The 23,180-nt window shown below is 34.2% G+C and carries 32 protein-coding genes; 3 read left to right on the top strand and 29 right to left on the bottom strand.

Going from position 1 to position 23,180, the window contains the following annotated elements; genetic code table 11:
- Positions 1-161: 161 nt before the first annotated feature.
- The 5 genes from MLE13_RS05505 to MLE13_RS05485 all read right to left on the bottom strand — a co-directional run bounded on the left by MLE13_RS05505 (position 162) and on the right by MLE13_RS05485 (position 3,644).
- On the bottom strand, positions 162-1,106 hold the full coding sequence (locus tag MLE13_RS05505) for a hypothetical protein (protein WP_240748447.1): 945 nt from the start codon (positions 1,104-1,106) through the stop codon (positions 162-164).
- A gap of 91 nt (positions 1,107-1,197) precedes the next feature.
- Positions 1,198-1,788 carry a GIY-YIG nuclease family protein gene (locus MLE13_RS05500; protein ID WP_240748446.1) on the bottom strand — a complete coding sequence of 197 codons (591 nt, stop codon included), beginning with the start codon at positions 1,786-1,788 and terminating at the stop codon, positions 1,198-1,200.
- Between the two features lie 97 nt (positions 1,789-1,885).
- Positions 1,886-2,458, bottom strand: coding sequence for a tyrosine-type recombinase/integrase (locus tag MLE13_RS05495; RefSeq protein WP_240748445.1), 573 nt, complete (start codon positions 2,456-2,458; stop codon positions 1,886-1,888).
- 136 nt (positions 2,459-2,594) lie between these two features.
- On the bottom strand, positions 2,595-3,119 hold the full coding sequence (locus MLE13_RS05490; protein ID WP_240748443.1) for a terminase small subunit: 525 nt from the start codon (positions 3,117-3,119) through the stop codon (positions 2,595-2,597).
- Between the two features lie 102 nt (positions 3,120-3,221).
- Complete coding sequence (locus tag MLE13_RS05485) at positions 3,222-3,644, bottom strand: hypothetical protein (protein ID WP_240748441.1); 423 nt, start codon at positions 3,642-3,644, stop codon at positions 3,222-3,224.
- Positions 3,645-3,780: 136 nt separating this feature from the next.
- On the opposite strand from MLE13_RS05485, the gene MLE13_RS05480 reads away from it, so the two are divergent.
- Entirely contained in the window at positions 3,781-4,533 is a 753-nt protein-coding gene (locus MLE13_RS05480) for a DUF4393 domain-containing protein (RefSeq protein ID WP_240748439.1), read from the top strand.
- Positions 4,534-4,555: 22 nt separating this feature from the next.
- Here the strand turns inward: MLE13_RS05480 and MLE13_RS05475 are convergent, their stop codons facing one another.
- The 16 genes from MLE13_RS05475 to comGA form a co-directional block, all read right to left on the bottom strand.
- A complete protein-coding gene (locus MLE13_RS05475) occupies positions 4,556-4,747 on the bottom strand; it encodes a hypothetical protein (RefSeq protein WP_240748437.1) in 192 nt (63 codons plus the stop codon).
- A gap of 1 nt (position 4,748) precedes the next feature.
- Positions 4,749-4,886, bottom strand: coding sequence for a hypothetical protein (locus MLE13_RS05470; RefSeq protein ID WP_240748435.1), 138 nt, complete (start codon positions 4,884-4,886; stop codon positions 4,749-4,751).
- 31 nt (positions 4,887-4,917) lie between these two features.
- The gene (locus MLE13_RS05465) at positions 4,918-5,388 is read right to left on the bottom strand and encodes a hypothetical protein (RefSeq protein ID WP_240748433.1); all 471 of its coding nucleotides are present in this window, start codon (positions 5,386-5,388) and stop codon (positions 4,918-4,920) included.
- A 109-nt stretch (positions 5,389-5,497) separates the two neighbouring features.
- Positions 5,498-6,082 carry a hypothetical protein gene (locus MLE13_RS05460; protein WP_240748432.1) on the bottom strand — a complete coding sequence of 195 codons (585 nt, stop codon included), beginning with the start codon at positions 6,080-6,082 and terminating at the stop codon, positions 5,498-5,500.
- 106 nt (positions 6,083-6,188) lie between these two features.
- Entirely contained in the window at positions 6,189-6,341 is a 153-nt protein-coding gene (locus tag MLE13_RS05455; protein WP_240748430.1) for a hypothetical protein, read from the bottom strand.
- A 126-nt stretch (positions 6,342-6,467) separates the two neighbouring features.
- Positions 6,468-7,895, bottom strand: coding sequence for a hypothetical protein (locus tag MLE13_RS05450; protein ID WP_240748428.1), 1,428 nt, complete (start codon positions 7,893-7,895; stop codon positions 6,468-6,470).
- A gap of 47 nt (positions 7,896-7,942) precedes the next feature.
- A complete protein-coding gene (locus tag MLE13_RS05445; protein WP_240748426.1) occupies positions 7,943-8,134 on the bottom strand; it encodes a hypothetical protein in 192 nt (63 codons plus the stop codon).
- Between the two features lie 313 nt (positions 8,135-8,447).
- A complete protein-coding gene (locus MLE13_RS05440) occupies positions 8,448-8,744 on the bottom strand; it encodes a hypothetical protein (RefSeq protein ID WP_240748424.1) in 297 nt (98 codons plus the stop codon).
- Complete coding sequence (locus tag MLE13_RS05435) at positions 8,737-10,284, bottom strand: hypothetical protein (protein WP_240748423.1); 1,548 nt, start codon at positions 10,282-10,284, stop codon at positions 8,737-8,739. Before MLE13_RS05435 ends, MLE13_RS05440 begins: the two co-directional genes overlap by 8 nt.
- A gap of 1,405 nt (positions 10,285-11,689) precedes the next feature.
- Entirely contained in the window at positions 11,690-12,106 is a 417-nt protein-coding gene (locus tag MLE13_RS05430) for a hypothetical protein (RefSeq protein ID WP_240748421.1), read from the bottom strand.
- Positions 12,107-12,139: 33 nt separating this feature from the next.
- Positions 12,140-12,343, bottom strand: coding sequence for a hypothetical protein (locus MLE13_RS05425; protein ID WP_149456248.1), 204 nt, complete (start codon positions 12,341-12,343; stop codon positions 12,140-12,142).
- A 19-nt stretch (positions 12,344-12,362) separates the two neighbouring features.
- On the bottom strand, positions 12,363-12,620 hold the full coding sequence (locus MLE13_RS05420; protein ID WP_149456249.1) for a hypothetical protein: 258 nt from the start codon (positions 12,618-12,620) through the stop codon (positions 12,363-12,365).
- 84 nt (positions 12,621-12,704) lie between these two features.
- The gene (locus MLE13_RS05415; protein WP_149456250.1) at positions 12,705-12,884 is read right to left on the bottom strand and encodes a hypothetical protein; all 180 of its coding nucleotides are present in this window, start codon (positions 12,882-12,884) and stop codon (positions 12,705-12,707) included.
- Between the two features lie 332 nt (positions 12,885-13,216).
- Positions 13,217-13,834 carry a competence type IV pilus major pilin ComGC gene (locus MLE13_RS05410; RefSeq protein ID WP_240748419.1) on the bottom strand — a complete coding sequence of 206 codons (618 nt, stop codon included), beginning with the start codon at positions 13,832-13,834 and terminating at the stop codon, positions 13,217-13,219.
- 11 nt (positions 13,835-13,845) lie between these two features.
- A complete protein-coding gene (gene comGB / locus MLE13_RS05405) occupies positions 13,846-14,889 on the bottom strand; it encodes a competence type IV pilus assembly protein ComGB (protein ID WP_240748417.1) in 1,044 nt (347 codons plus the stop codon).
- Positions 14,843-15,886, bottom strand: a complete 1,044-nt coding sequence (gene comGA, locus MLE13_RS05400) for a competence type IV pilus ATPase ComGA (protein ID WP_240748415.1) — start codon at positions 15,884-15,886, stop codon at positions 14,843-14,845. Before comGA ends, comGB begins: the two co-directional genes overlap by 47 nt.
- Positions 15,887-16,199: 313 nt before the next feature.
- Between comGA and MLE13_RS05395 the strand changes: the two genes are divergently transcribed.
- Complete coding sequence (locus MLE13_RS05395; RefSeq protein ID WP_240748413.1) at positions 16,200-16,442, top strand: DUF2626 domain-containing protein; 243 nt, start codon at positions 16,200-16,202, stop codon at positions 16,440-16,442.
- A gap of 75 nt (positions 16,443-16,517) precedes the next feature.
- Here the strand turns inward: MLE13_RS05395 and MLE13_RS05390 are convergent, their stop codons facing one another.
- The gene (locus tag MLE13_RS05390) at positions 16,518-17,162 is read right to left on the bottom strand and encodes an MBL fold metallo-hydrolase (RefSeq protein ID WP_240748411.1); all 645 of its coding nucleotides are present in this window, start codon (positions 17,160-17,162) and stop codon (positions 16,518-16,520) included.
- A 150-nt stretch (positions 17,163-17,312) separates the two neighbouring features.
- On the opposite strand from MLE13_RS05390, the gene MLE13_RS05385 reads away from it, so the two are divergent.
- Positions 17,313-17,495 carry a DUF2759 domain-containing protein gene (locus MLE13_RS05385; RefSeq protein WP_008499035.1) on the top strand — a complete coding sequence of 61 codons (183 nt, stop codon included), beginning with the start codon at positions 17,313-17,315 and terminating at the stop codon, positions 17,493-17,495.
- A gap of 81 nt (positions 17,496-17,576) precedes the next feature.
- Here the strand turns inward: MLE13_RS05385 and MLE13_RS05380 are convergent, their stop codons facing one another.
- The 7 genes from MLE13_RS05380 to pstA all read right to left on the bottom strand — a co-directional run bounded on the left by MLE13_RS05380 (position 17,577) and on the right by pstA (position 23,179).
- Positions 17,577-19,481 (bottom strand): LTA synthase family protein, encoded by a 1,905-nt coding sequence (locus MLE13_RS05380; protein ID WP_240748410.1) that lies wholly within the window; start codon positions 19,479-19,481, stop codon positions 17,577-17,579.
- A gap of 133 nt (positions 19,482-19,614) precedes the next feature.
- On the bottom strand, positions 19,615-19,812 hold the full coding sequence (locus tag MLE13_RS05375; protein ID WP_065526508.1) for a YqgQ family protein: 198 nt from the start codon (positions 19,810-19,812) through the stop codon (positions 19,615-19,617).
- Positions 19,809-20,384 carry a 5-formyltetrahydrofolate cyclo-ligase gene (locus MLE13_RS05370; protein ID WP_240748409.1) on the bottom strand — a complete coding sequence of 192 codons (576 nt, stop codon included), beginning with the start codon at positions 20,382-20,384 and terminating at the stop codon, positions 19,809-19,811. Before MLE13_RS05370 ends, MLE13_RS05375 begins: the two co-directional genes overlap by 4 nt.
- Positions 20,385-20,449: 65 nt before the next feature.
- A complete protein-coding gene (gene rpmG, locus MLE13_RS05365; protein ID WP_006830468.1) occupies positions 20,450-20,599 on the bottom strand; it encodes a 50S ribosomal protein L33 in 150 nt (49 codons plus the stop codon).
- A gap of 188 nt (positions 20,600-20,787) precedes the next feature.
- Positions 20,788-21,447: a phosphate signaling complex protein PhoU gene (gene phoU / locus MLE13_RS05360; RefSeq protein WP_240748408.1), complete on the bottom strand. Its 660-nt coding sequence runs from the start codon at positions 21,445-21,447 to the stop codon at positions 20,788-20,790.
- A 15-nt stretch (positions 21,448-21,462) separates the two neighbouring features.
- Positions 21,463-22,272: a phosphate ABC transporter ATP-binding protein PstB gene (gene pstB, locus MLE13_RS05355; protein ID WP_240748407.1), complete on the bottom strand. Its 810-nt coding sequence runs from the start codon at positions 22,270-22,272 to the stop codon at positions 21,463-21,465.
- Positions 22,273-22,300: 28 nt separating this feature from the next.
- Positions 22,301-23,179, bottom strand: coding sequence for a phosphate ABC transporter permease PstA (gene pstA / locus MLE13_RS05350; protein ID WP_240748406.1), 879 nt, complete (start codon positions 23,177-23,179; stop codon positions 22,301-22,303).
- Position 23,180: the final 1 nt, after the last annotated feature.

Raw genomic sequence — 23,180 nt, 5'->3', positions numbered from 1 at the left:
TCCCCTATCCAATTTTAGTTTGTATTCTTTTAAATCAATTATAAAACTTATACATTTATAAAACATATAATAATGTTAAACGTTATATGTCTTAAATACATATTAGCATGATTAGAAAAGAAAGCAAGTTTATTTATGGAAATTATTTTCAGATTAATGTTTCATATGACTATATGCTGATATGTCTCACCTTTACGAATTGAATGAATGACAGTCTTTGAAACAGCATATTGCTCAGCTATTGCATTCTGTGACATAGAACCGGATTGAATTAGTAGCTTAATTTCTCTAGCTTGTTCATCTGTTAACGCTGGATTCGATTTCTTAAATTTGATAGTGTGACCAGCATCTTTAAGCTTCTTAATGAAAGTCTTAAGTTTATGCTCAGATAAGTTTAGGATCTCTTGTAGTTCTTTCTTTGTATGCTGACCAGCTAGGATATGATTATTGATATTCTCAATTTGTTCTGGAGTGAAACCTGTTGCTCTTCCACTTGCGATTGATTGAGGCTGACTAGTTGAATCAGAAGTATACTCATCTTCAATATAGGAAATTCCTTTATTAATATATGTGATTGTTGGTCTAGAAACATTAAACTTCTTAGCTATTTTAGATTGTGATAATACTCTTTCAGATAGTAGCTTCTTAATCTGCTGAACATTTTCAAATGTTAATTTAGAATTAACGTTAGCTGTTCCTCTAGTTTTTTCTGGAGTAAAGCGTCCATCATTCTCAGCATATACAATTGGAGTATCATCAATTTCAAATACAGATATATCTTTAACTCCTGGAATATTGTTGTAGCCATTCTCAAATGAATCGTAAAGTGTAATGTAATATTGCTGACGTTTACAAAGCTCTCTGATATTCTCACAGCTCTCTAGTCGTTCCCATGTAAACTGATTCATATCGTACTCTATGAAAGCCTGAGCAAGCTTAGAAAAGCTATCAATACTATGAACGCTAGAGTGAGCTGTTGATTGTAACAATGATTTAAGTTGATCCTGATGAGTTGCATGATACTGCTTTCTCACATCCACTGGATAGAGACTGATGCCAATATATTTCTTTTGATTCTGCTGATTTGTAATTGAGTAGATAAACATTAGCTTCATTCCTCCTGTTAGATGTGATATGCAAAGTATATGTAAATTTAGAGCCTCAACTAATTAGATGAAGATCTAAACTTGAATCAGATTAAGCTACATGTTTCCATGTTCTACAGTGTTTAATACTTGAGATTGTTGAATGACTTACATCAAAAAAGTTAGCAATATCTTGTAGTGTTAATTTAGTTGCCTTCAGTAATCTTCTAATCTCTCTCACATCTTTTTCAGTAAGCTTTGCCATACCTGATAACTCGCCTACATGCTTACCTATTGCCGACTTACTCATATTTAATTTATGCTTATCTGATTTAGAGACTCCTAACTTCTTCTCTCTCATCATGCTCTTAGCTTCCTCTGAATGTCTTCTACCTGACAATCCTTGTTTGCCATATTTATTACCATTCAATCCAGTGTAGTATGAAAGATATTGGTTAATATAAACGCCTTCAAGTAATAGAGCATCTTCTTTATTATCTGCTGAGTCTATAACTTCCCATTCAAAGTTTTCTTTCCCATGTTCTGCAATGGATTGATGAAGCTTACCAATAGGATTCTTAGCAGCCTTATGTTCATGTGAATACTTTCTGCTTTTCAATGTTGCCTTAGTAGCTCCAATGTAAATCTCTCCTGTAACTTTGTTCTCAGCTTTATAGATAATGTGTTCATGTACTCTTGTCATTATTAATTCCTCCATTTGATTTCATATAGTTTTATTTGCAGCAAAAAAAGAACCACTCCACTTTCTGGAATGATTCTGATTGTGCTGCTTATTTAATTTAAAGTTTAAATCCTTTTCTGCTAATACGTCTTTCCTCTTCAGTAATACCAATATATTTTTTCGTGATTCCCTGAGTAGCATGTCCAAAGTCTTCCATCAATCCTAGAATATCGAATGTAGCTTTGTAAACATGGTAGCCGTACGTTTTTCGCATTGAATGTGTACCCAAATCTTCTCTACCTAACAACTCATTAGTAAGGATTCTATAAGCCTGTGTCGTAGATATATGGCTACTACCTTTTCTGCTAGGGAATAAATAATCATCTAGTGATTTCCCTTTACAATATGCGTTGATTTCTTCACTAATTCCAATTAAATCAAGCATTCTTTTCTTCTGCGTCTTTTGCTCAATCAATTCAATATAAACTTTATTGAGAACATCTTTAACTTTCAATGAAACAATATCACTGATTCTCAACCCTGTATTAATACCAAAGGTAAATAAGAATCTGTCACGATCTCCGCTATTTCTTCCGTTCATATCTCCGATACGCTTTAAATCCCGTTTGATTTCTTCAATTTCTGCAATTGTTCTAATTGGTTGAACGTTATACTTTGTTTTATTTGCCATTGAAAACAGCCCCTTCGAATGTATGATTTCATTCATATTCAGTACGTTTTAATACGTTGAATCAATCATAATCTATAAAAGGCTTTAAGTCAATGTTTCACATGTATGAAAATATACAAATTCGCACATTCAAATATTAATCTTCATTTACATCATCATAATCAGCTTCATAATAATCATCATGCTTAATCGCTTTATTCTTCTGTTCAATGATTTGATTTGTAGATGATTCTATTAATGCTGCTGGATCAAAGCCTAAGTTAATTTCAACATCGTGAGTTATATCAATCTTATCGTTTAACATGCCTTTATTCTTGGCTAGGAGTTCGCTGGCTTTCATTCTGTCATTAATCTTGTATTCAGGGTTTGAAACTGTGGTAGACCAAAACTTTAAAATATCTTCTTCACTAAGAATTCGATTCTGAGAAAGAAGTTTTTTCTTGCCATCAGCTATCATCTTAGTAATATTTTCTTTCTTCAATAAGTTGCTTCCATTCACAGCAGCTGTATTTGTATTATCGGTTTCATACGATATCATATAGCTTTTCGTGGCATTGCCATTTTGTAAATATAATTCACAGAAAGTAAGTTGCCTTTCATTCAATCCATATTTCTCCTTAGTAGTCTTAGCCTCTTTGTTTAGTCCAATATCATTTTCCATCTCTATTTTCAACTCCTTTCCTACTGATATTTTTTTATGTAGCATTCATCTAAAATCAACATAAGAAAAAGCCATATCAATTAAGATACGACTAACTTCAACTTATTTTTTTAAAATCTCTAGGAACTCTTCCATTTTCCGAATTACATTTTCAATATCAATATCTGTATTCAAATACTCAGCATTTGCTTCAAAATAGTCTATTGATACATCATCAATAGCTTTTATTTCTTGAAATAACTCCTTTAAAACCGTGAATGATTCGATATTAAACTCATGAGATTTCATTTTCTGCTTCTCCTTAAACTTTTCCTTTTCTTCCTCATATTTTATAAAAGCAGTTTCAAATTTAGTTGCCAGATCATTAACCTTGCCAGCCACTTCATTAAACTCATTGACATCAGTTTGATTTACTTTTACATCTCTTCGGAGTGCTTTTTCCCACTCATCAGATAGTTTTTTTAATTCACGCTTTGCACCATGAACGTTATGAGTAAGCAGTCTTCTTAATTCATGTTCTTCCATTATCATCCCACCCTTCAACCTAATTCTAGATTAAAAGGAAATGCTTGTCATTAAAGTTATTATTTCGATACAACTATTTACTTATTTAATGGTATGATTTATATAAAGAAATGCACTAAATAATGGAGGTGTAATTATGGATTTAATAACTGCTGGAACTGCATTAGCTTCTTTTGTTGCTGGCAAAGGTGCAAAAGCGCAATTACAAACTGTTGATGATCTTTGGTATTTAGTTTTCAATCCCATTACTCAAATGGCAGACAAGAAAAGAATAGAAAATGAATACAATATTAATCATTATAGAAGCATCTTAGGTAGTATGCTATTAAATATCCCTGAAGAAAACCTACAAGAACCACAAATGAGCATTGTTGGACCTGCATTAGAAGCTTCAAAATATTACATTGAAGAAGAAAAACTAAGAAAGATGTTCGCTAAAGTTATAGCTGCTTCTATGGATAAAACTAAATCTGAAAATGTACATCACTCTTTTGTAGAAATAATTAAGCAACTCTCACCACTTGACGCAAAAAATATCTCTCTTTTTAAAACTACTCATACTTATCCTATAGCGATGTATATTTCTCAAAGTAGAACAGATTCTTCTTTCAATATCGTTAGACCATTAGTTTTTTCGTCTGATTTAATTAATAAAACAATCTCAGAAAAAGATTCTTCCTCGATTTCGAACTTAATCAGATTAGGACTCCTTACACACTCATTTGAACAGTGGCTAACCACTGACAGTTATTATGAAGTATATAGAACTAGTAGTCTTTTTCATTATCTTAAAAAAGAATATTTCGCTGATGATCATGAATTTAAATCAAAAAATGGAACGCTTACTGTTACACCCTTAGGGAAAGAATTTATAGAAATTTGCTTGTGACGGTTCTTTAATCGTCACTTTTTCATTTGATTTTAAAATGCTTATCTAATTCTTTCTGACTTATTTTAGCAGCAATCAAAATAATCAGTAACCAAACTACATAAATCCCTACAGCAATAATTAATGGTAAAAACACTAACCACCAACTCCAAGCAATAACTCCAGTTAGCTGTAATACCACAAATATAATTGTCAAAACTTCTAAGAATCCCATATTATTTCCCTCCTCCCAGTTTTCCAAATCCTTCATATTTAAGCCAATATTCAAATGGATCAGCTTTTTTTAATTCCATTTCTTTTTTCTCAATTTCAGTAAGCGTATATTTCTTACCTTCGACATTATTAGTTTTCATCATAAGTCTCTCCACTCCAATTTAAATTTTCTCAATCTAAGCTATCTAAAATTGTATATTCTCCTGCTATTCTGTCGCCCATCTTCAGAATACCCATTTCATAATTACCTTCTTGCAAATGGCTTGTTTCATCAATGTACTTTTGAATGCTATCCATATATAAATTAGTCTGAATTATCTTATCTAAAATTGAAGCTATATAAGAGCCGTTCATATTTCCCATTTTCAATCGGCTAATAACATTCTCAATGTCACTATATAATTTGTTTAAATACATATCAGCGTAGTTTAAATATGTTTCATGATGTCCATTGTTAGAATAAGTAAAGAATTTCACTTTAAACTCTGGATCACTCGCTTTAACATCATCAATTACATTTAGCAGCACATTTTTAAGCTCTTTCTTTTCGGCCTCATTCATTTCAGACTGAAGCAATCTATTTTTAATATTCTTTAAGTCCTCAATCATATATCCATTCTTTTTTACTGTAGCAATTGCCATTTCAATTTCTCCTGTCTACTTTTCATCTTTTTAAGTCTTCTAATATGCAATAAAAACGGATGCAGCAAGACAAATATCCTGCTGCTAGTTTCTTCTTAATATTTTTCATTTACATGAAACCCTTATACTCAATTTTCTCTCCACCGTGTAATTCTTCTTTATACTTTCCAATCAGTTTAGTTGCTTTGGATGCTAAAACAGTTTTATTAGAGCTAAATGGGTTGAAAATCATCTTTCCACCTCTATTAACGTTGTTGCTTTCTTCAATTGAGTAGTCAATCGTGTAGTCACCACTAGGCTCATAGAAGCTAATTTCTAACTCTACAAAAGATAGGTCACTATCAAAATCATCTTTCTGAAGCTCTAGCCGATCTAATTTTTCATCTAACTTAGCTTGTCTCTCAGTTTCTTCAACTTCCTCATATTTCTGACTGATTGATTCCCACGCTTCTAAAGTTTGATTCTTAATCTTTGTCCAAGCATTTTTAACAGCCTCTTCAGTTTTCTCAAAGCTCTCAATAGATGAATCTAGCTCTTCTTCCATAACGATATATGCCGTTATAAGCTGTTCAATGACATCGCCTTTTTCCGACAACTTATAAATCTCGGCTTTTTTGTCTACAATTTGTGCTTTATTTAAGATGCTGTTTTGTTTCTGAATCAATGTATCGATTAAAATATCCATCTCCGTCATTTCCTCAGTCTCCTTTTTCTCTTCTGGGTTACCCTAGTTCTTCATTAAATTTTCTAGATTAAACATTTCCTTCTTCTGCTCATCAGTAAGATAAGCAGGAGTTAAATTATGCTTGTACATCTACAATCAACCTCACTTTCTGCTGATCTTCATCAAGTCCGGTTTTAATCCTTTCTAATGTTTCTTCCATATTCTCAATTGATTCATTTAACTTTTCTATCTGAGCATCAATTTTCATAAGCAATTCTAGTTTTTTCATCAGTTATCTCTCCCATTTCAATTCATTCTTTTTACTTTTCCCAACTTTTATGTTATTGTTATAATGGTTTAATCTATACAAATTTATTTAATATGAAATAAAAAAATAAGACTCTTCTTTATCAATTTAATCTATCTCTCCCATAGCAATAACATCATATGAAGCTCCTGAAGTCGTCAAACGTCTTGCGATGTGTAATTTTTTCTTTCCTAAATCAACTGACTTTTTCTGAATCAACTTATCTTTCTTCTCATCATAATCATATTTATCAGGATACTTGAAAGCTAAATTCTTTCGTTTCCATGCTTGATGCCTTTTTAGACTCCATCTATTATTTTCTGATTCTTTGCGGTAAAACTTCACTACTGTAGTTTCAAATTCCTCAAGCTTGTTTAATCTTGCCTCAATCAACCCTACAATTTTATACAGTGTCTTACCCTCTATAACTGAATTCTTATTGAACATTGCGCCAGTAACATTAAATACGTCCGAACTTGATAAATTATCATTATCATAAACTAAATCAGATAGGAATGAATTTGTCATATTGGCAACTATCCAATTTGAGAAAAATTGATTTTGCTTGTCTATCATCTCTTCTTCACAATAAATAATGTCAATAACTCCATTCCAAAATTTAAGTTCACTTTCTTTTCTAAGTTGTAAATTCGTTTGCTTTCCTAATGGATTTTCTTTTTCATAGGCTTTCAATGTTCTTTCTAAAATATTTCTCTTAATTCTGCTAACTCCTGAAGCTGACATTCCTGTTATTTCTTCCTTATCATTCATCGTATAACTATTCTTTGTAGTTCCCTCATGATCCGCTTTTTCCATATCATCAAGGAATTTTAGTTGTTTCTTAGTAAGAATACGTTTCTTAGACTTTTTAAACCATTGCATGAAATGACTTCCCTCAGTATTTCCACCTGCAAAATATAAGCTTGCCTCATCGCCTAAAAGGTTCATTAATGGCTCTTGATTTCCATCTGCACCTTCTACTAATTCATCAGTTGATTGAGCACCTATACTAGTATAAATAGTGGCTTTATAGCTTGATCCGTCTGCTAAATATTGAGTTTCAGTAGTTTCTCTAATTTCATCTTGCAACCTTACATATCTCGCCATTGATTTATCTAAACCAACATTTATATATGCAAACAATATATTTAAGCTACTAAAGTTTTCTGTTAGGATGCCTTCCCAGTTGTAGTTTGCTCTGATACTAATTTCTGGCTTAAAGCTGCTTACAATAGTTTGAGTCGCTATGGCAACTTCTCCAAGCCATTCATCTAAGTGTAAAGGTGCTTGATCGTATGCTTTACGGTTAATCCTAATTTTCTTCCAAGAATTATGAACCCTAGAATTAAACCAATCATTTGAAGACTTCATCTGATGCTTTACATAAGTTCCATCAGGAAATTTATAACCCATTGGAGATTTTTTAATTTCCATTACCCATAAATCCTCTAAAAACTGCTGCTTGATTTCTTCAATTTCTTTATCAGAATATAATTCAGAACCATATGTTTTATTATCAATCTCTACTTTTACCATTTCCCATTAACCCCATTTACTTTTTTCTCTTCTCTATCTCTCCACTCTTACTTTGCTTTTTCTTTAAGGTATTTCTTAATCATGATTAATTTATCTATACGAAAATCAAAATATGAGTTTCTCCACTTGGATAATGAGTTTAAGGGAATTCCGATTTCACTCGCTACAAAACCCATTTTAACTCCGTTATCTTTAAGATAATTTTGAAACTCATTTCTTACTTCTTCATTATGATTCATACTATTTCACCTCTTTCATTCGTCTTTATTTATATTTCCATCGTGTATCTTATGAATAATTATTTTCCTTATTCTCAAAAAAATTGACTTAATAGCTATAATGGAAGGAATAACTATTAAGCATTTCATGGAGGAATAAATAATGACAAAAATTAACCCATGATTACAATTTCGAAAACTAGGAGAAAAAGGAAAAAGAATGAATTGAAAACTATCACAAGGAAAACTATCTTATAGGCTTATCGCCTACATAAATATAAATGCAGACTTGTTGCACTTTCCGTAGTATGAAATTAAAAATTGATAAATAAAATTAGCTAATCATCTGCTTTCCAAAATACCTCTCTCCGATTGCTCTATGAAGCTCCCACTTAAATTCTTCTAATTCTTCTTCATTGAAATTCATTGCTTCAATTCTCCCTGCTGTATCAATTTTATGGGTAGCGTATACACAAAATGAATCTACAAGCCTAATAAATGTATAATCTATCAAATCATCTTCATGCTTATGTTCATCTACTGCTTTAACAGATACTCTTAAAATATATTCTCGCTCAGATTTATTAAATGTCTTAAAGAATAGTGGCAAAAAAGTTACTAGATTATTCATTTGCGACAAACTCCTTTATTTTATTTTCGTTTCTAATAACAAACGTTGATCCAAATATTCGATTATATTGCTTCTCAACTTTAACTGGCTCGATTTCGTTTTTAATCGCTTCAATATCAATCATATTTCCTGTAATAGTTGGCTTTACATATACACTAGGTTTTGTTTTTGTAACTTCTTTTCTCTTCTTAGGATTAGCAGGAAAGCGATTCATCCACTCTAATTCCTTATTTTTTATTTCTACAGGCTTAACCTCATCAAATAACTTAGTAATATCAACATCTTTCAAAGCTTCTGGAATCTCCTTCTTCTTATCCTCTAAGCTAACTTCTCCAAACCCAAAAACTGTACGCTCTTCTTTTGGCGCTTCATATTTCTCGCCATATTTTAAGGCATATTGAAATACACATTCAGAAGATACTTGATTTAGATTTTTCTTTTCGCTAAGAATAGTTTCTTTTAGTCCTTCAATCTTCTTAATATCTAGTAGCATGAACATTGATAAACGATAAAAAGCATTTTGGAATTTATGAGTAGTTTTATAATCTTTTCTGTTCATTCTTTGATTTGCCTTATTAATAATTCGATTAACAAAAGTAGTTTCTGCTTCCTTCTTTGAGATATCTTTCTTGCTGCTAGGATCAATAACATAGATTCTAATCCGGTTATATAGATAATCAACGCTATATTCATCAATTAACCATTCTCCAATAGCTCTTAGGGCTTCTTTCTCTTCAGGGGTACCAAACTGAGGGAAAGCAGAAACAACCTTATAACGTTTATATGACATCTCAAATGGCACAAGCCTTTCACCGATTTCAGCTGCAATTCTCATTTGCATTTTTTCAGATATCTCATTGTGATAATCTACTATTTCACCTTCTTCAATTCCTTCTTTAAGCATCGCCTCGACATAAGAACCTTTAGCAATTGCCTGAAAGAATTCTATTTCTGTCTTAATGCGATTCTCTTTTTCTAACCGCTCAATAGATTTAATAGCCAATGCTCTAGTATTTTTCTTTAAGTTTTCTTTAATATTATTAAAAATATCTTTAATAGCATTTTCGTTTAACTTTTCAATATTGCTAAATGTTTTCTTAAGCTCGGTTTCAAAGTTTGCCCATTCCATGTCTGAAATAGAAAGCTGATTGATCCAGTCTCTACCCCAAAGATTATAAGTTTCGCTCCAGCCTTCTTCTCTGTGTCCAATTCTTCTAACTAATTCAGCGAAAAAGTATTCTTTAAGGATTTCATCTTCTTCAGTAGGCTTTTTTCCATTAGCTGAATTTCCAGTGATTCTCTCAGTAGGATTCTCTTTTTCACCGTTTAAAATACATTTTCCACTCTGACCGCCACCAGTTATTAATACTTCATAAAATAGACTTTCTAAGTTGCCTTGCAGCTTAACTTTTTGATTTGTTGCTAGTTTCTTATTCTTAGTGAAACTCACAAGCTGAGCTTCTGCCCCAGGTAAACCATTTTTAATACAAAGCTCAATACCTTCTTTAATAGATAATGTTTTTGTGTCCACGATATTCATTTTTTTCTCCTATTCTCCTTTTTATTTTGGGGACGAAGTCAAAGTACAATTCACTAATATAGTGAAAGGATGTTTGACTTCGTCCCCAACTTATACGACTTGCTTATTTCTGTTATTCGTCCATTCGCTAAGCAATAAATCTAATTTGTCATTCTTTAAGTAAACCCAAATTGTATTCGAATTCTTATGGTGTACAGCAGTCTTAAATGGAAATACTTTATTAGCATCTAAAAACTCTTTTTGTAATGTGCTGAAGCAGTCATAATATTTTTTCATTCTAAAAATCCACCTTCATTATTAATTTTCTATTATTTTACACTTTAAGATTTTATTTACATTATATGAAACAACAAAAGCGCACTAGGCTCATATCAGCCCATGCGCTTCAATAAAACATCAAATTATTATTAAAATATCCATGTAATATACATTATACGGTTGAGACTCGATTCTATCAACCACTATTTTAAATAATTTTTCATACCATTTTACTATATTATTCTTAATATTTACCATATTTTTCAACCAATTCTTAGATATGCTTTTATGTACGCCTCTAAGAATCTCAGTTAATCGTAGAGAAGCCTTAGCTGGATATTAGGGTTAGTAGCTACAAATACATATGATGCTTTAAATCGTTTCATATGATTAAAAAATCTTTTGATAATTTTATTTTATTTTAGAAAAAAAAAGATCTCCTCACTTCCCTAGCCTTTACCATTATTTACCATTTGACCAATTTTCCCATTGTACACTACTAAAATCAACATTTGCTCTATTTTCGTTTTCCGTGTAACTTTTCCTTAAATGTGTCTAAGTTGTGACAATTGAATATTCACGAATCTCAAACTACCTTATTTTCCCCATGAAATAAATTTTATGGTTATTTTGATTTCCAGTTGATAGGATCAATTCAATTTGAAAAGTAGTATCTACTACTTAAGAGTCGTAGAGGTAATAAAATGTCGTATATTTCCGTGTAATGGATTTCTGTGTTTAAAATAAAAAGTAGTATCTACTGTTCTAGCCGTGAGATTGTACTTTTTGTCGCATTTTTCCGTTAAATGGTTTTACTCATTTAATTTAAAAAGTAGTATCTACTGTTCTAGGCGTGGGAAGTGGAAAAAAGTCGCATTTTCTGACGTAATCATAATTTAAAATAGTTCCTTCATAAGTTTATGTCCCACTTCTAGGCATTTATGTCGTGTTTTTCCGTTAAAAATACTTTTCACAATTAGATCACCTGTTAGTTGCTCATTTTTAATAGCTAATCAATTGCTGAAGGCTTCTACTCGAGATAAGTGAATAAGAATTCACCTTTATAACAAAGTCGTCTTAACAGTCTCACAGGATTAAAAATGAACAAATAAAAAACACTCTCAAGTCAATGAGAATGTTGGAATGGTTATTCTACTTTGTTTACCGTTAGGAAAACATCTAATACTTCAGAAATGATTGATCCACTATCAAAAATATTAATTCTGCTTTTAACATATTTACACTCAAAAATACCCTCTGAGTTCTCTATTATAACTTCATCCGTTTCTTTGATTAGCTTTAGTTGTTCAAGCATATCAGCAGTTTCAAACTCAAGAATCATCTTTCCTGAGTCATTGTCATAATAATAAACATTGTATGCAATACTATTATCTGGCTCTAAAACTACTAAATGATCTCCATTAGGAATAGGAATTATAGAATGAAGCTTATAACCTTCTTCATTTACATTGTAGTTTACATACTCTTTGAGTCCAGCTGCTTGAACGTCTGTAGCTTTATCATCAGTTCTTGTAGATGAGTTTCTTTCAATGATGTATTCCATTTTACACTTCCCATTCCGATTTAGTGATTAAACTTACTTTAAGACTTTAAGTATTACTGGACTTCTACCATTTACTTTTTTAATTTCTATATATCCTTCTTCTACTAGTTTATAGAATGAGTTACCAATTTCATGAGAAGAAAATTGAATATAATCTTTTTTAATATTTTCTAAATTTTCATCTACCAATAGATGTCTAAAATTTAATAGCGTTTCATATGCGCCTGCATAATCCATCTAATCACCTCTAAATATTTTAGAATTTCATTAATAATGCTTCCTTGTTTCTAATACTTTTAATAATGAACTTTCCAGCATAGTGTATTGCAGTTTCATCTTCTCCAAAGAAGGCGATATTATCAATCATAACCCGCTTATTAAGTAGAGAGCCTATTTCATTCGCATATGATTTTGAATCGAATGATATAACAAGCTCAGAACCACTTTTTGTAAAAATTCCTGTAAATTTATATGGCTCTTCATTAATACTCATTGACTTAAAATTTTTCTCCATTTCCTCTCACCTCCCATAAATCAACATACCACTTTCAAACAATTTAGTATAGTTAAATTTTACTATACAATTTCCTTATGTTGCTTAATGACTTGTTTTCTTCTTTTCATTCTCAAGATACCTTATGTAAGATTTTACATTGACTACTTTTTCAATAGATTCTCCATTCAGCAACATTCTCCATAGCTGATCCTTAGCTTGCTTAATCTCTTCTTCCAGTCTAGTTATACTCATTTCCATGTTTTCTTTTGTTCTTTCATCCATGTGTATTCTCCTCCTCAGGGTATATTTCTTTAATCTTTCGTGTCTATGTAGTTGACTTTCAACGCCTTTTAAACAACAGAATTGGAAGAATTCTAAGAAATCGGCGTAATTATTGCCTACTTTTCAAGGCAAATGAAATAGATTCAGATGTCTTGAAAAATAAGCAAAGATTACACTATTCAAACAGCGTCATTGTTTTCATCTGAAGTTACTCGTGTTCCTATCTAATCCGAAACTCTCGTTTCACATATCTTATACTGTTATCGTCCGTATATGATTAGAAAGCTCTACAAGCCTTTTCTAAGCGTGATATGCTTGCCCTAACATAAATGTTAGCCGATACCTCCCAGCCGTGCATTTAAAGGCAGCACACGCCTTTCATCATTCACTGAGATAGGAAACAGCTTATTGAATGATATATCCGAATTTATTGCATTGGCTCGGAGTAACCTGACCTGTTTTTTAATGACGCTTAAGGGCTGCTCGTCAAGACAAACAAAAAAGAGGAGCTTCAACCGCAATACACGGCTAAAACTCCTCTCATCTCCCTTGAATATACCTATCCTATGATGTAAGATAGATATATCAAAGAAGAAGCGAAAAATTCTAGTTTCTGTGTAGTGACAGTTACTAGATGATTCAAAGAGAGCTACCAACTTTCTCTGAATCCTCGTTTCTTCTTTATTTTTTTGTCTAAAATATTCGATTATGTAACTTGAAATTAATAGCTGATTTATAGTTGTCTCTGAAAGCCAGTCATAGCAAGGCTTCTCTATAAAGGTGCTTATATTAGTTATTATATGCACAAATGCTTTGCATCCTTTTTCTTCAACTGCAGAAGATTGTTTTGTCACATTTGGTATTGCAATCGCAATTAAAACTGTAATGATCAACATAACAATTAGCATTTCGATCAATGTAAATCCTTTTTGGTTTTTTAATAAGCGCATGTTCTTCCTCCTTAGATGGTATGGACTAAGTTATACATTGGCATCAAAATCGCTAAATATGCACCGACAATGCAAATAGCAATCATAATAAAAAAACTCGGTTGGATAATACGGAGCAATTGCTGTGTATGTTGCTCAATTTGCTCCATTAATACTTCGCTATAAAGAATAAGCTCTTTGCCTAAAAACCCCGTCATTTCACCATGTTGCACAAAAGCGGGCATGTCTTTAGAGACAAACGCAACATGTTCTAGCGACCTAGAAAAACTTTGTCCCATCATCAATTCTTCATGAGACACATGCGCCATAAACTGAATAATTTTATGATAATTTTGGCGTTGCAACAAATCGAGGGATTCTTGCATCGAGATGCCACTATGCAATAAAGTACCAAGCTCACGTGCAAGTAAATGCGACCAGTACAGTTTCATAAAGCGACGGATGACCGGGATTGACAGGAGCCAATTGATTTGTCGCTCAACTGCTTGCTTTTTTAATAACTGATTGAATACATATACTGATAAGGCGGTACCAGCAAAAACAGCGATAAAAAAATCTGGCAAACTCAATAAATAAGCAGGTACACCTGATGCTTCTTCTCCAGTTTGCATAGAATTCATCATTTCCGTTAAATTCGGCACATAGCTTGTACGAAAAAACAAAAATAAGATAGAAGTGAAAATCAGCAAAGAAACTGGGTAGATCAATATATTCTTTAATTTCTTTTGTACACGTTCTGTTCGCGCATAACTTTTAGCAATGCTATCAATCGATTCTGCTAATCGTCCGTGGGATTCAGCAATTTCAACCGGAAATAACACGTGATCTGTAAACCCTAAAAACTTCAGAATTTCTGCTGCTTGGCCACCTTCTTTTAAAACAGCCGTTATGCCAACTAAAGCTTCTTCTAGCTTAGAAGTATGCATTGGCAATAATAAACTCAAAGCGACTGGCAACAAATATCCTTCTTTCATTAATACCGATAAACGAGTTAAAAATTGTTCGCGATCACGAAGACGGATCTTGTCTGAACGCATAGGAAGGCTCAATCGCACCAATTTTCACTCCTTCCCGAACTTGACCAGCAAAGGACAAATGACTTGGCAATGTGTATATTTTTTTCTGTTGAGCTGACATTAATGCATCTTCTAACCATTCACCGTCAAGAATCTCATAAAGTGCGCGGTGACTTGGTTGTTTTTGTTCAACATCTAAAAACATCGGTATAATTTTTTGCGCTGAAATGGCCACTAAGGTTTGTGACATGTCTTCAAAAGATATACCTAAATCATTTAAGCGGTGCAAACAGCCAACAGAATGTCTGGCATGTATTGTAGAAAACACTAAATGTCCCGTTAATGCGGCACGTACCGCTATTTGAGCCGTTTCTGCATCACGGATTTCACCGATCATAATAATATCTGGATCATGTCGCAAAATCGCTTTTAATCCGGTTGCATAACTGAGTCCCGCTTTTTCATTTACTTGGATTTGTAAAATCGCTTGGTTTTTGCGTTCTACAGGATCTTCAAGCGTGATAATGTTACGGTTTAGCTTTTCGGAACAATGCTTTAACAACGAATATAAAGTTGTGGATTTGCCACAACCGGTAGGACCCGTAAACAAAATTAGTCCTTGAGATGCTTCAGACAATTTTTCCAAAAGCCTAGCCGAGTCACGAAATGCTGCCAACTGGTGGATCGATTGTGCCGTATCATCAGGCATAATTCGGATGACAATGCTTTCTTTTGTTAATACAGAAGGCAATGTTGAAATTCGAAAATAATGGGATAAGTTGTTGATGGTAAGTTGGAAAGAACCGGTTTGGGGTTTTCGCTTTTCACTCATATCTAAAAGGGATAAGTATTTGAAATAAGCAATCATGCGATCACCTAGATCAAAGGGGAGTTGTTTTACTTGGCGCAAGTTTTGGAACGAACGATAAGCAATGGTATAGCAGGATAGTTCGGGTTTGATGTGGATGTCTGTTGTGCCATTTTTTGCCGCATCATGCAATAAGTCAACACAGCGGCGCTCAATAATTGATTGCATATCCACCTCCAATTTCGACTTGAACAAAGGCCGCCTCTTTGTTCACCCATAGTATAGCTAGCTCTTTTTGAAAAGGAAATAATTTTTGCCAAAATAATTTTTTGAACGTCAATATCAAGCCAAATCTCAAATTTGAAGGCTACTATATTTTTCTTTACCTAGTAGGTTTTCAGTGAACTAGGGAATCCATTCAGCATTTTTTGTCGTACACCTGTTTGTCACAAAGAAAGACCAACTCGTTGTTTACACATTCACTCTGTTTCCTATATAATGAATGAGAGATTATTGTGTTGTGGCAAAGGAGGGATTACCCATGAATAATATGTTCAAATTAATGGGATGGTGGACTGGAATATTTGCAGTTCTCTTTTATGTAGGCGATATGGTTGAAGTATCATTATTAATGGTAGCTAACACCGGAGTTTTTGTTCTTCTTGGATTTTTAAATATTTCTGAACGCATGTATATGTATATTTTTGCCGCCTATTTGACAGTGTTTTTCGTAGGCTTCACTTATTACTCTACGTTCATCCACGTTCCTGGTGCTGGGCATTAATCAACGCCAATAAAAAACAAACGGTGTATCGGATTTTCCGATACACCGTTTGTTTTTTATTTGGTTATAACCTTCTTACGATTTAAAAATCTTTAAAAATGGATTGCTGTGTAATTCTTGCTCTGCTGTTGTTTCAGGGCCATGTCCTGGGTATAGAATCATGTGCTTGGGAAGTGGCAATATCGACTCTTCTATAGACTGTAGAAGCCGTTTCTCAGAGCCATCAATCAAGTCTGTACGGCCAATACTTCCACGGAAAATGACATCGCCAACAATCGCAAAGCCTTCCTTACCAAACGAGAAACTTACGCTACCAGGAGAATGTCCGGGTGTATGGAAAATATCCATTTTGAACGACCCAATTTCTAATGTCTTTTCATCTATCAACAAGACATCTGCATCTTTCATGCGGTAATCAGGCACTGCCGCATACTTTCCTGAGCCGTTTAAGTTCGGACGGCTTAACCAGTCTTTCTCTAAATGATGCAAATAAACAGGGACAGAATAACGTTCCCTTATGTCGTCGACTGCACCAATATGGTCAAAATGCGCATGCGTTAATAAAATAGCCATCGGTTTCAAGTTCTTCTTTTTCACCAATGCTTCTATCTTCGTACTTTCTTCACCCGGATCAAAAATCAGACAGTTTTTCTGATCATCGGAAATGATGTAACAATTTGTTTGAATAGGACCTAACTCTAGTTGATCGATTTTTAACATCTCTTTCACCTCTTTCCGATTATAACATGCCGTACCTAGTAGACTGTCAAGATACTGACACTTTTTGTCCTCGACAAAACAGCGGAATATCTTTACAATATAAAGAGAACAAAGCGGCACTGGCTGTTTAAGTTGAAGGGAGTGTCATCGATGAGTTGGATGTTAGTGGTTATATTTGGACTTATTGCAATTCTTGCAGCAATCGGCACTGTACAAACGCTTAAAAACAAAGAAGTTCTAGGTTTCCTTTTTAACTTTGGAACTTTTGTGATTTTCGGCGGGTTTGCGATCGCAACACTTATCACACAAGGTTATCCACCGAGCCTACATTAATCTAAAAAAAGCTGATGCATACTGCATCGGCTTTTTTTATTGCATGAAAAAAGGAGAGCGCGTGATGCACTCTCCTTTTGGTTATTGTTTTAATTCGACATCAGGAATTGTTGTCAACTGACCATCTTTTTCATCGTAAAAACGCAATAAATCTCCGTTAATAATCGACTCGGAATATTCAAGTTCTGTAAATGCCTGCTCGATAAATGGAGCGCACAGTTCTTGCTCGGTCTGTTCACCCGTTTCCTTGTCATAACAAACATTTCCTGCATAAACTACTTCGTCTGTAACAAAACGTCCGTCACGGAAAATCGCTAATTCTTCATGTTCTTCTGAGAAAAGATCGCCACCAAATTGAATATCTTTTGATGTATCGATATTCAGCAAGTTCATGATCGTTGGACGCATATCGATTTGTCCGCCAACTTCGTCGTCCACATACCCTTTACCGTACCCTGGAATATGAACAAAGAAAGGAACCTTTTGCAATTCAGCAGACGTAAATGGCGTTACTTCTTCACCAAGATATTGAGACATGGCCTCGTTATGATTTTCAGATATTCCGTAATGGTCACCGTACATCACAATAATCGAATTTTCGTATAAACCTTGTTCTTTTAATTCATCAAAAAGAGTTTTTACCGCTTCGTCTAAATAACGCGATGTTTGGAAATAACGATTTAATGTTCCTGAATTTGAATCGTATTCATCGATTAACTTATCTTCTTCATCTAACGTAAACGGATGATGATTTGTTAATGTTAATAAACGACTATAAAAAGGTTGTGGCATTTCAGTCATGTGCTCGACAGACTGTTCCATAAACGGAACATCTTTCATGCCCCAATTAACTGCTTGGCCTTCGTCCACTTCAAAGCTTTCCACATCATAAAATTCGTCAATGTTTAACGATTCATACATGATGTCGCGATTCCAGAAGCTCTTTGTATTAGCATGTTGAACGTTTGTCGCATAACCTTCATTGCCAAGACTTTCTGCCATCGAGTTAAACGTATTTCCACTATGCGTAAAGAATACCGCTCCGCCACTTAACGGGTAAAGCGAATTTTCAAGCAAAAATTCCGAATCCGAAGTTTTGCCTAACCCCGTTTGGTGATAGAAGTTTTCAAAATAAATGGTGTCTTCATCTTCTGTTAATGAATTCATAAACGGTGTAATGGTTTGCCCGTTCATTTCTTCGTTAATCACAAAACTCTGTAAAGATTCTAAAGTCACAACAATCAAGTTACGTCCTTCAGCAATTCCCTTCATTTCTGCAGAAGGTTCAATTTGGTTAGCACGTACGTAACTGTTCGCTTCAACCAACTCAGATCCATCTGCTAATGCGCGCTGTGCTTGTGATTTCGACTGAATGTAAATATCGTATAAATGGTAATTGTACATACCTAGATTTTTCACTAACATCTCACGGTCAAAACTACGCGTTAATAATTGTGGTCGTTCTGCTTCTGCAAGCCCTAGATTGAAGAACAGCACTGCTAACGCCAAAATATAATAAGCTTTACGTTGAACAGATTGAGCTCCCGCTTTACTCGGTTTTAGTTTAATAAATTTAATAGCCATCAAAATAATCAGGACATCTGAAAAATAAAAAAGATCTGTCCAAAACACACTAGCTGCTGCACTAGATCCTAAATCTCCGAAATTATCAGTTTGGAACAATACAGGTAACGTGATAAAGTCATTGAAAAATCGGTAAAATGCTACGTTTCCGTAAAGAACAATTGATGTAATAACTGCTACCGATAGTAAATAGACATTTTTGACTTTGTCACTTTTAAAGAACAATGAAACTCCATAAATAAATAACAGCATGCTTAACGGATTAATAAACAAAATAAACTCTTGTAATAAATTTTCAATGGTAATTGAAAAACTCGTTTTGTAAACGATATATGTTTTTAGCCAAGTGGCGATGATGGCAATTGCCAGGACTGTATGTTTTGGCCATTCTTTTTTTAACATTCCTAGACATCCTCCTATTCTTTTTGTTTTCACGTTTATCATAATAGTTCAGTATAAAAGATTATTACAGTCAATTGAAGTAATTACCCTTATTTTAGACGAATGAAACAAATTAAAGTTTCGTAAAACGAATTTATTTTTTATCGTATTCGGATTTTTTGTGGCGCAGAATGAGCATGGCTGTCGCAAATTCTTTAGCTGTAATAAATTGCAGACGGTACAATTCTTTGATTTCTTCTTCCATTAACCCAATATCCGCACTGTAATCAGCTGTATAAATAACTGTCCCATAGCGTTTTAATAATTGCATAACATCATATAGGTTTTTCATCTGTCCACCGCCTTTAAATCGATAAAACCACTTTCTGTGTAAATGCCTCCAACCGGCAAATCATGTTCTTCAACTGGTATCTCCTCCGCAATTTGACAATCAAATGCCACAGAACGTGTATTCCCAGTATAATTTGCTAAAAAGCGATCATAATAACCTCCGCCAAAGCCGATTCTAAACCCTTGTTTTGAAAAAACCACACCCGGTACGATTAACAAGTCGATTTGTTCAGGTTTTATGTAAGATGTTTTTGTGACAATCGGTTCTTTCAATTTCATGTAAACTGTTTCTAGTTGATCAAAACACTCAATTATTCGGAAGTCCATAACGCGATTTGCCGAATGGCATTTCGGAGCAGCTATTTTTTTCCCTGCCGCCCAACAGTTCTCTATTAATGCCAATGTATCTACTTCAGGAAATGCAGATATTGTTAGACCAACTGTTTTCGCTGATAAAAATACAGGATCTTTCATTAAACGATTGATAACTGCTTGTGATTTACTGTTATATTGATCGGCTGTCATTTGACTAAGCATTGTCAGCACATGATTGCGTTGCGTTTTTTTATCCATATCCATATCTTCTCCTTTAAAAAGAAAAAAGCCAAAACCCATATTAGGTTTTGGCAATCAATGAATTACTTCGTTTCACGGTGTACTGTCATTTTCTTTTCACGTGAGCAATATTTTTTCATTTCAAGACGCTCAGGGTTGTTGCGCTTATTTTTAACAGTGCTGTAGTTACGTTCGCTACATTCTGTACAAGCTAAAGTGATGTTAACACGCATCGGTATCCCTCCTAATTCTTTCAAAGATCATTTGTAAATAAGCGTGATCTATACGACTTAATTATTATAGCATATTTCACCATAAAGTCTACTGTAAAACACCAATAAAATTGAACCTTTCCAAATAAAAAGAAAGACCGGTAGCATTTCGCTCCCGGCACCGTATTTTCATCGATTGACGACACTTATTATTTGTTCAAATCATAGTGACGACCACGCACTAAGTAAAATAATTGCTCGGCAATATTAGTGGCGTGGTCAGCAGAACGTTCCATATAACGACTGATGAAAGCCAATTGTGTAATTTGACCAAGCTTATCTGGATTTTCTCCACCTGCTTGGATTAGTTTACGAATTACATCACCGTATAAATCGTCGACTTGATCGTCGAGTTCTGCAATTTCTTTTGCTTTGACAATATCTTCTTCTACAAAAGCATCAATTACTTGATGCAGCATGGCAACAGCCAATTTTTGCATTTGCTGAATTTGTTCGATTTGAGGTAACAATTCCTGGTTGCCGATACGGATTGTCTCTTTGGCGATATTAACTGCATAATCTCCAACACGTTCCATATCCGACGCTACTTTTATTGTTACAATTAAACGTCTTAAATCAGTGGCGACCGGCGATTGTTTAGCAATTAATAAGATGACCCGGTCATTGATAAATTCTTCTAGCTGATTAATGTCTTGATCATCTTCAATCACTTCTAATGCGGCATCTACATCTTGCCTAATTAATGCTTCCATTGATTTATTTAACGCACTTACTGCCATTGTACTTAATGTAATCAATTCTTCTTGAGCGGAATTTAATTCAAATTCAAACTTTTCACGTAATGACAAACTTTTCGCCTCCCTTTAACCGAATCTACCTGAAATATAATCTTCCGTGCGTTTATCGGAAGGGTTTGAAAATATGGTATCTGTTTGATCATATTCGATTACTTCCCCGTTTAGGAAAAATGCTGTTTTATCTGAAATCCGTGCGGCTTGTTGCATATTGTGCGTGACAATGATGATACTATAGTCTTTTTTCAGTTCCTGAACCAATTCTTCAACTTTCAATGTCGAAATTGGATCAAGTGCTGATGTTGGCTCATCCATCAAAATGACGTCTGGCTCGATTGCAAGTGCGCGCGCGATACAGATCCGTTGTTGCTGCCCACCTGAGATACTGTAAGCATTTTCGTTTAAACGATCTTTTACTTCCTCCCAGATTGCCGCACCACGCAAACTTTTTTCAACTATTTCATCAAGAATTTTCTTGTTTTTGATGCCGTGAATACGTGGTCCGTAAGCAATATTGTCATATATCGACTTCGGAAATGGATTTGGTTTTTGAAAGACCATCCCTACACGTGTGCGCAGTTCTTCAACACCATAATCGTGATCGAAAATATTGCGTCCTCTGTAAAGAATTTCTCCAGACGTTTTAACAGAAGGAACCAACTCAACCATTCGATTTAACGTTTTTAAATAAGTCGATTTCCCACATCCTGAAGGTCCAATGATCGCTGTAACTTCGTTTTCCATAATTTCCAGATCAATATTCTTCAATGCATGGTTTGACCCGTACCAAAGGTTAAGTTGGTTTGTTTCGTAGACAGCTTTTTTTGCTGAATCATTTACTTCTTCAGTTGTTGTTTTTTCCGTAATAATGGTGGTCATTTGCAGAACCCCTTCCACATAATTAGCGTTAATAGCGTTTATCGAATTTGTTGCGAATAATGACCGCGATAGAATTCATGAATAGCAGGACTGCCATCAATACCATGATTCCTGCAGCTGCCACATTTTGAAACTCCGGTTGAGGACGACTTGACCAATCGTAGATTTGCATCGGCAAAGCGGTAAATGTGTCCATCACACCAGCCGGTAAGAACTGGATGATAACAGGCACTCCAATGACAATCAATGGTGCTGTTTCTCCAATGGCACGAGACAGTGCTAAAATACTGCCCGTTAAAATACCAGGTATAGCCGCGGGCAAAATAATTTTGACGATTGTCTGCCACTTGGTAGCCCCCATGCCGAATGATGCATCACGAAGTTCACCAGGAACTGAACGGATCGCTTCTTGTGAAGCCACAACGATAACCGGCAAAATCAATAAACTCATCGTAAAGCCTGCTGCTAAAATACTATTTCCTAAAGCCATTGCCCTTACAAATATCGTTAACCCCAGTAACCCAAACACTACAGATGGGACACCCGCCAAATTGGAAATGTTCATGCGGATAAATGTGGTAATGCGGTTTTGCTTGGCATATTCCTCTAAGTAAATGGCTGAACCGACACCCAAAATAATTGAAGTCGGTGCAACAACCAGCATCAACCATAGCGAACCAACAAGGGCTGCTTTAATTCCAGCTTTTTCTGGAAAACGCGAAGCAAAGTTCGTTAAAAATTCAATGGATAAATGTCCCATTCCTTGAGAAATAATCCGGTAAAGTAAAATAACCAATGCTACTAATGCGACTAAAGTAGCTGCAAGAAATACATATTTGAAGATGCTGTTGGCGATTAATCTTCCATTCATTCGCTTGACGACTGCTTGTTGTTCTATATATCTCATA

The sequence above is a fragment of the Planococcus halocryophilus genome, from assembly GCF_022489025.1.
GTDB classification, from domain to species: domain Bacteria; phylum Bacillota; class Bacilli; order Bacillales_A; family Planococcaceae; genus Planococcus; species Planococcus halocryophilus_A.
This window is presented reverse-complemented; position numbering and strand designations above follow the sequence as displayed.

What these genes read in the sequence shown, in the direction of transcription:
- MLE13_RS05505 (WP_240748447.1), bottom strand. Translation starts at nt 1,106, where the DNA reads ATGTTTATCTACTCAATTACAAATCAGCAGAATCAAAAGAAATATATT.
- MLE13_RS05500 (WP_240748446.1), bottom strand. Translation starts at nt 1,788, where the DNA reads ATGACAAGAGTACATGAACACATTATCTATAAAGCTGAGAACAAAGTT.
- MLE13_RS05495 (WP_240748445.1), bottom strand. Translation starts at nt 2,458, where the DNA reads ATGGCAAATAAAACAAAGTATAACGTTCAACCAATTAGAACAATTGCA.
- MLE13_RS05490 (WP_240748443.1), bottom strand. Translation starts at nt 3,119, where the DNA reads ATGGAAAATGATATTGGACTAAACAAAGAGGCTAAGACTACTAAGGAG.
- MLE13_RS05485 (WP_240748441.1), bottom strand. Translation starts at nt 3,644, where the DNA reads ATGGAAGAACATGAATTAAGAAGACTGCTTACTCATAACGTTCATGGT.
- MLE13_RS05480 (WP_240748439.1), top strand. Translation starts at nt 3,781, where the DNA reads ATGGATTTAATAACTGCTGGAACTGCATTAGCTTCTTTTGTTGCTGGC.
- MLE13_RS05475 (WP_240748437.1), bottom strand. Translation starts at nt 4,747, where the DNA reads ATGGGATTCTTAGAAGTTTTGACAATTATATTTGTGGTATTACAGCTA.
- MLE13_RS05470 (WP_240748435.1), bottom strand. Translation starts at nt 4,886, where the DNA reads ATGAAAACTAATAATGTCGAAGGTAAGAAATATACGCTTACTGAAATT.
- MLE13_RS05465 (WP_240748433.1), bottom strand. Translation starts at nt 5,388, where the DNA reads ATGGCAATTGCTACAGTAAAAAAGAATGGATATATGATTGAGGACTTA.
- MLE13_RS05460 (WP_240748432.1), bottom strand. Translation starts at nt 6,082, where the DNA reads ATGACGGAGATGGATATTTTAATCGATACATTGATTCAGAAACAAAAC.
- MLE13_RS05455 (WP_240748430.1), bottom strand. Translation starts at nt 6,341, where the DNA reads ATGAAAAAACTAGAATTGCTTATGAAAATTGATGCTCAGATAGAAAAG.
- MLE13_RS05450 (WP_240748428.1), bottom strand. Translation starts at nt 7,895, where the DNA reads ATGGTAAAAGTAGAGATTGATAATAAAACATATGGTTCTGAATTATAT.
- MLE13_RS05445 (WP_240748426.1), bottom strand. Translation starts at nt 8,134, where the DNA reads ATGAATCATAATGAAGAAGTAAGAAATGAGTTTCAAAATTATCTTAAA.
- MLE13_RS05440 (WP_240748424.1), bottom strand. Translation starts at nt 8,744, where the DNA reads ATGAATAATCTAGTAACTTTTTTGCCACTATTCTTTAAGACATTTAAT.
- MLE13_RS05435 (WP_240748423.1), bottom strand. Translation starts at nt 10,284, where the DNA reads ATGAATATCGTGGACACAAAAACATTATCTATTAAAGAAGGTATTGAG.
- MLE13_RS05430 (WP_240748421.1), bottom strand. Translation starts at nt 12,106, where the DNA reads ATGGAATACATCATTGAAAGAAACTCATCTACAAGAACTGATGATAAA.
- MLE13_RS05425 (WP_149456248.1), bottom strand. Translation starts at nt 12,343, where the DNA reads ATGGATTATGCAGGCGCATATGAAACGCTATTAAATTTTAGACATCTA.
- MLE13_RS05420 (WP_149456249.1), bottom strand. Translation starts at nt 12,620, where the DNA reads ATGGAGAAAAATTTTAAGTCAATGAGTATTAATGAAGAGCCATATAAA.
- MLE13_RS05415 (WP_149456250.1), bottom strand. Translation starts at nt 12,884, where the DNA reads ATGGATGAAAGAACAAAAGAAAACATGGAAATGAGTATAACTAGACTG.
- MLE13_RS05410 (WP_240748419.1), bottom strand. Translation starts at nt 13,834, where the DNA reads ATGCGCTTATTAAAAAACCAAAAAGGATTTACATTGATCGAAATGCTA.
- comGA (WP_240748415.1), bottom strand. Translation starts at nt 15,886, where the DNA reads ATGCAATCAATTATTGAGCGCCGCTGTGTTGACTTATTGCATGATGCG.
- MLE13_RS05395 (WP_240748413.1), top strand. Translation starts at nt 16,200, where the DNA reads ATGAATAATATGTTCAAATTAATGGGATGGTGGACTGGAATATTTGCA.
- MLE13_RS05390 (WP_240748411.1), bottom strand. Translation starts at nt 17,162, where the DNA reads ATGTTAAAAATCGATCAACTAGAGTTAGGTCCTATTCAAACAAATTGT.
- MLE13_RS05385 (WP_008499035.1), top strand. Translation starts at nt 17,313, where the DNA reads ATGAGTTGGATGTTAGTGGTTATATTTGGACTTATTGCAATTCTTGCA.
- MLE13_RS05380 (WP_240748410.1), bottom strand. Translation starts at nt 19,481, where the DNA reads ATGTTAAAAAAAGAATGGCCAAAACATACAGTCCTGGCAATTGCCATC.
- MLE13_RS05375 (WP_065526508.1), bottom strand. Translation starts at nt 19,812, where the DNA reads ATGAAAAACCTATATGATGTTATGCAATTATTAAAACGCTATGGGACA.
- MLE13_RS05370 (WP_240748409.1), bottom strand. Translation starts at nt 20,384, where the DNA reads ATGGATAAAAAAACGCAACGCAATCATGTGCTGACAATGCTTAGTCAA.
- rpmG (WP_006830468.1), bottom strand. Translation starts at nt 20,599, where the DNA reads ATGCGTGTTAACATCACTTTAGCTTGTACAGAATGTAGCGAACGTAAC.
- pstB (WP_240748407.1), bottom strand. Translation starts at nt 22,272, where the DNA reads ATGACCACCATTATTACGGAAAAAACAACAACTGAAGAAGTAAATGAT.
- pstA (WP_240748406.1), bottom strand. Translation starts at nt 23,179, where the DNA reads ATGAGATATATAGAACAACAAGCAGTCGTCAAGCGAATGAATGGAAGA.